The sequence below is a fragment of the Bacteroidota bacterium genome, from assembly GCA_034723125.1.
Lineage (GTDB): Bacteria > Bacteroidota > Bacteroidia > CAILMK01 > JAAYUY01 > JAYEOP01.
Genome location: JAYEOP010000066.1, coordinates 1 through 5,220, shown reverse-complemented (window position 1 = coordinate 5,220; position 5,220 = coordinate 1). Strand labels below are relative to the sequence as shown.

The window sequence follows — 5,220 nt, the reverse complement described above, 5'->3', positions numbered from 1 at the left end:
TTTTAGCTTTTAGTTTTAACTCTAAGTACTTTAGGCACTCTAGGCACTTTAAGTACTTCTTATTATTTATTTGTCATTTAGTGGTCATTTGCTTCGCTGTCATTTAGTTGTTATTTTTTAACTCTAAGTACTTTAGGTACTCTAGGCACTTTAAGTACTTCTTCTTGTTTATCCGTAACACATAACCTTTTAGTTTTTAGTTTTTAGCTTTTAGTTCTTAACTCTCAACCTCCAATATTACTAAATTGATTTACTTTGTTATTAGTGCCACTTTTGGGTTTATTTTTTACTGCAAGTTCAATAGCTTTTTCTATACCGATTTTACGAATATCGTATTCCAAATCATTAAATAAACATGGTTTAATTTTGCCATCGGCAGTCAATCTTAATCTGTTACAAATAGCACAATTACCTCCGTCACCATGTTCCACAATTGAAAATGTTCCGTTTTTTAGATTCATCAATCTAATAAATCTTACTTGCAAATCATTTTCTATACAAAAGTTATTTACTTGTTTTGCATTTTCATCACCCGAAGAATTTCTTACAACACAATTAATTTTAATAGGAGTGAGCTTTGCCTTTTTTGCCGCTTCAATTCCTTTTAGCACATCATCAATATTTCCTCCGCGAGTAATATTTTTGTACTGAACAGGGTCAAGGGTGTCAAGGCTAATATTAATTCTTTGCAATCCTGCATCTTTAAGTTTTTGAGCATAGTCGTGAAGATAGATGCCGTTTGTTGTCATGCCAAAATCTTTGATGCCTTTTATTTTGGAAATCATAGACACGAGGTCTATTATTCCATGGCGTACAAGAGGTTCTCCTCCGGTAAGACGAATTTTATCTATACCTTTGTTTACTGCAATTTTTATAATTTTAGTTATTTCTTCAAATGACAAAATATCTTTGTGATCTAATAATTTCACACCTTCTTCGGGCATACAATAAGTGCATCTGAGGTTGCATCTGTCAGTTACGGAAACACGCAGATAATTTATTCTTCGGTTAAATTGGTCGTACATGCACTAATTCTCCTTTTTTAATAATTTTTTGTCCAATCGGAATAAATGTTAATGCATCAGCATTTTCAAGAGCGTGAATATGTGCAGAGCCATGATAATTTGATGGTACTACAATTCCATTTTTTATGTTTACAGGAAACCAAGCCATTCGTTCTGCTTTCTTTCTTTTGTAATCAATGCCCATAGGAAGATTAATTTCTTTAGCTTGGTGTTTGCAATTCATTATTTTGCAAATCAATGGTTTAACAAGAATTTCAAATTGAATAAAAGATGAAACAGGATTGCCGGGAAGCCCAAAAATAAATTTATCATCAATTGTTCCGAAAGTTGTAGGTTTGCCAGGTTTTACTGCAATTTGTTCAAAGTGAATTTTTATTCCAAGTTGATTCATTATTTCAGGAACATGGTCAAATTCTCCCATTGAAACTCCTCCTGTTAAAAGTACAATATCATTATTTTTTAATGCTTTTGAAATTGTATCAAAAGTAGATTTTTTATTATCGGCAGCTTTACCAACGTATTCTGCTTCTGCTCCTGCTTGTGTTATTTGGGCAAGAAGTTGATAAGCATTGCTGTTTCGTATTTGTGATAAGCCGGGTTTATTTTCTGGTTCAATAATTTCATCCCCCGTAGAAATTACTCCTACTTTTGGTCTTGTGTAAACTTTTGGTTTTACAGCACCAACCGATGCAAGTACAGCTATGTGTTGAGGTTTTATTTGAGTTCCCTTTTTTAAAACAATCTTAGCTGTTTTAATGTCTTCACCTGTGTAGCAAATATTTGTTGAGCTTTTCTCTTTTGTATATCTGATTTTATTTTTTGAAATTTCCTCTGTAAATTCTACCATCAAAACACAATCAGCACCTTGTGGCACCATTGCTCCAGTCATTATTTTAGAGCATTGATTTTTTTTGATTTCTTTTGCAGGAACTTTGCCGGCAGGGATAGTTTCAATTATTTCAAGTTCGTTTTTTATATCCTCTTGTCTGCAAGCAAATCCGTCCATTGCCGATTTATCAAATGGTGGCATATCCATGTCGGATTTAATATCTTCCGCTAAAATGCGATTTAAGGAATTGTTAAAATCAACTTCTTCAATTGTAGCTTTTACAGCACTGTCAATTACTATTTTGTAAGCTTCTTCGAATCTTATCATTGCTAAAATATTTCTGCAAAATTATGAATATAATCTTGAATTGAAAACTAAAAACTAAGAACTAAAAACTTCTATGTTGATTTGTGTGGGTGAAAAGAAATTAAAGCCACAGACTTTGTCTGTTGAAGACAGATTCACAGATTACAAAAAGAGTAATTTTGTAATTTGTGAATAATTTGATTACCCACAGTATTTGACATAGAAGCATTAAAGCGATTTTAATATAACAGATTGCTTTTTAAAAATGATTAAAAGGACTTTTTATAAAACAAAAAATATTTATTACATTTGCAAATGTATTTTAAGATACATTCAAAAATTTATTAGGACATGAAAGTATTAAAACAACGGTGTTGTGTGCCATATAAAACAACGATACTGCAAAGCATTAAAACTAGAAAACGGGATTTTACATAATATTGATAAATGAAATTTAGAAAACTGATAAAAATATTTTCAATTCTAACTATTTTGGGCATTGCCTTCATAGTTTATTGTCATTTAGAAACTCGCTGGATAAAGACTAAAAGAATTGATTTGATATCCAGTGACATTCCGCAGTCTTTTGCTGGAAAAAAGATTGTATTTATAACAGATATCCATCATGGACCATTTTTATCAATTGAAAGGATTAAGAAACTGGTAAAACGGATAAACAAATTAGAGCCTGATTATATATTAATGGGCGGTGATTATGTTCACAGAGAACCTGAATATATAACCCCTGTTTTTGAAGAATTTAATAATCTAAAGGCAACAAACGGTATTTATGGTGTTCTTGGAAATCATGACCACTGGGAAAGTGCAGACTTGACAAGGCAAATGATGATTAAAAACGGAATAAAAATATGTGACAATAAATCTTATTGGGTTAAAATCGGAAATGATAGTATTAAAATTGGTGGAGTTGGCGATTTGTGGGAAGATTCTCAGCAACTTGATAGTACAACTCATGACTTAAACGATTCTGATTTTTCGATACTTATCTCACACAGTCCAGATTACATAGAAAATATGCCAAAGGATTTGATTGATTTGACATTATCAGGTCACACTCATGGGGGGCAAATGACATTCTTTGGAATGTGGGCTCCAATTCTTCCATCTAAATATGGACAAAAATATAGATATGGATTAAAGAATTTTGATGGAATGCAAGCTTATATTTCGTCAGGGATTGGAACAATTACCCCACCATTAAGATTCTTTTGCAGACCTGAGATTGTTGTAATAAGTTTAGAAAATGAATAAATACGGCACACAACAAAAAATATAGTGCATTTGGCAGATAGTGATATATATGAAGATGATAGCAATTAAGAAACATGGTAGTAAATTGAAAGATATGAGCGTTGAAATGCTAAACGCACCATATTTCACTCGTTGTAGGGCATTTGAGCAAACCACATAATAAGGAATAAACTATGAAACATTACGATGATAATTTAGAAAAATATTTAACAGCAATTTTTGGAATTATTGGAACAATTGCAATTATTGGAAATTTGTTTATTAGAGGTTGGACAAATGAAAATATTCTTGATGGCTTAAAAGATTTGGCTGGATTATTAGTAACGATTGTTGTTTTTATTATTGCAATGAAAACTATGAAGAAATTGAGTTACTCTAATTTCAAGAATGCTTTTGAAGAATATTTACACGAGTGGGTTAGTCAAAATAGATATTTAATTGACGAAGTAAAAAGAAAAGAAGGGAAAGAAAATAAAGAATTTTATTTTATGCTTACCAAAACACACCATAACAATGTTGTTTTGCAAGAAAAAATCGCAAACGATTTTCCGAAAAATGAAGGAACAATTTATCACAAAGGTGTTTTTTTATACACGGACTATAAGGAAACAGAAGAAATAACAATCGGTTTAAATAAATCATTTTTTATCGCAAAACGTGGTGGAGAATTGCCAAAACCTTTTACGGAAATTTCAGATATCGCCAATCAATTTAAAGACAGAATTACAGAACATTTTGAAGGTAAATTTGAGTATATCGAAAAAACGGATATTGGAATACCTATAAAAATCACTGACAGCGGAAAACGAATTCATATCTCAATTAAGAAAATTGCAAACACAAAAGAAAATGCAAAAATCGCAATAGATATGATTGAATACATTAAGACTTTAATAATTGCTTTGGCATAAAATTTAAACTATGTATTATAACAGAAAAATATCAAATTCATTTTCAGTACTTATTGAAAGTGGTGGCAAATTGAGATGGTTATTTGACCTTGTGAAAAAGCGAGACGATTTAGATTTTTTGATTGGAAAAAACAATTCGAAAGAATGGATTTCAGTTTATCGTGGATTAACCAGTATTATCAAAATTACTGGATATAAAAAATCTGATGATATTAAAATTGATGGAGCCAAATCGTATAAAATTATTTTACCACAGTTGTATGGGAGAAAATCTATTTCAGAAATGTTTAAAAAGGAACTTGAACACTTAATAAATATCATTTCAAAGAATGAGAAATTTGATAAATATTATAAAAATAAGAAAGAAGGGTATTATCAAAATATCTTGTCAAGAAAATATGGAATTTTTGGCGATAAAGATGATGACTTTGTAATAATTGATAAAGAAGCAGTTGTGGGTTATCTAAATCAAAAAGAAAAAGATACTGTATTTAAAAAAATCCTACCAAAATACAAGCAATTCCAACACGATATTTCGGCTAAAAACAGTAAAAGATACGGAAAGGATATTGAAAAAAAATCAGTTGGGAATGAACTTGATTTTTTAGCATTGGACAAAAATGGTAATATCTTATTGATTGAGTATAAGCACGGCACGAATACATCTGGAATATATCTTAGTCCTATTCAAATAGGAATGTATTATGATATTTTCACAAATTTCCCAAGAAAAGATTTAGAAAAAGCGGTGTTTGAAATGTTAATCCAAAAACAAAAAATAGGACTGATTTGTCCAAATTGGGTAATACCTAAGAAAATCAAAGACATAATACCTGTTCTAATTATTTCGGAATATAATTACAAAAGTTCTGCAAAA

At 30.5% G+C, this 5,220-nt stretch carries 5 protein-coding genes; 3 read left to right on the top strand and 2 right to left on the bottom strand.

The genetic code is table 11. The features are described 5' to 3' along the window. Nucleotides 1–224 precede the first annotated feature (224 nt). Together moaA and glp are read right to left on the bottom strand one after the other, a co-directional pair. Nucleotides 225–1,025 (bottom strand): GTP 3',8-cyclase MoaA, encoded by an 801-nt coding sequence (gene moaA, locus U9R42_02125; protein ID MEA3494811.1) that lies wholly within the window; start codon nucleotides 1,023–1,025, stop codon nucleotides 225–227. Next, entirely contained in the window at nucleotides 1,009–2,181 is a 1,173-nt protein-coding gene (gene glp, locus U9R42_02120; protein ID MEA3494810.1) for a gephyrin-like molybdotransferase Glp, read from the bottom strand. The genes moaA and glp overlap by 17 nt, the downstream gene beginning before the upstream one ends. A 426-nt stretch (nucleotides 2,182–2,607) precedes the next feature. On the opposite strand from glp, the gene U9R42_02115 reads away from it, so the two are divergent. The 3 genes from U9R42_02115 to U9R42_02105 form a co-directional block, all read left to right on the top strand. Further along, the gene (locus U9R42_02115) at nucleotides 2,608–3,432 is read left to right on the top strand and encodes a metallophosphoesterase (protein ID MEA3494809.1); all 825 of its coding nucleotides are present in this window, start codon (nucleotides 2,608–2,610) and stop codon (nucleotides 3,430–3,432) included. Between the two features lie 173 nt (nucleotides 3,433–3,605). Continuing rightward, a complete protein-coding gene (locus tag U9R42_02110) occupies nucleotides 3,606–4,343 on the top strand; it encodes a hypothetical protein (GenBank protein ID MEA3494808.1) in 738 nt (245 codons plus the stop codon). Nucleotides 4,344–4,353: 10 nt separating this feature from the next. Further along, nucleotides 4,354–5,220 (top strand): hypothetical protein (locus U9R42_02105; GenBank protein ID MEA3494807.1); only part of this gene is annotated, 867 nt, incomplete at its 3' end.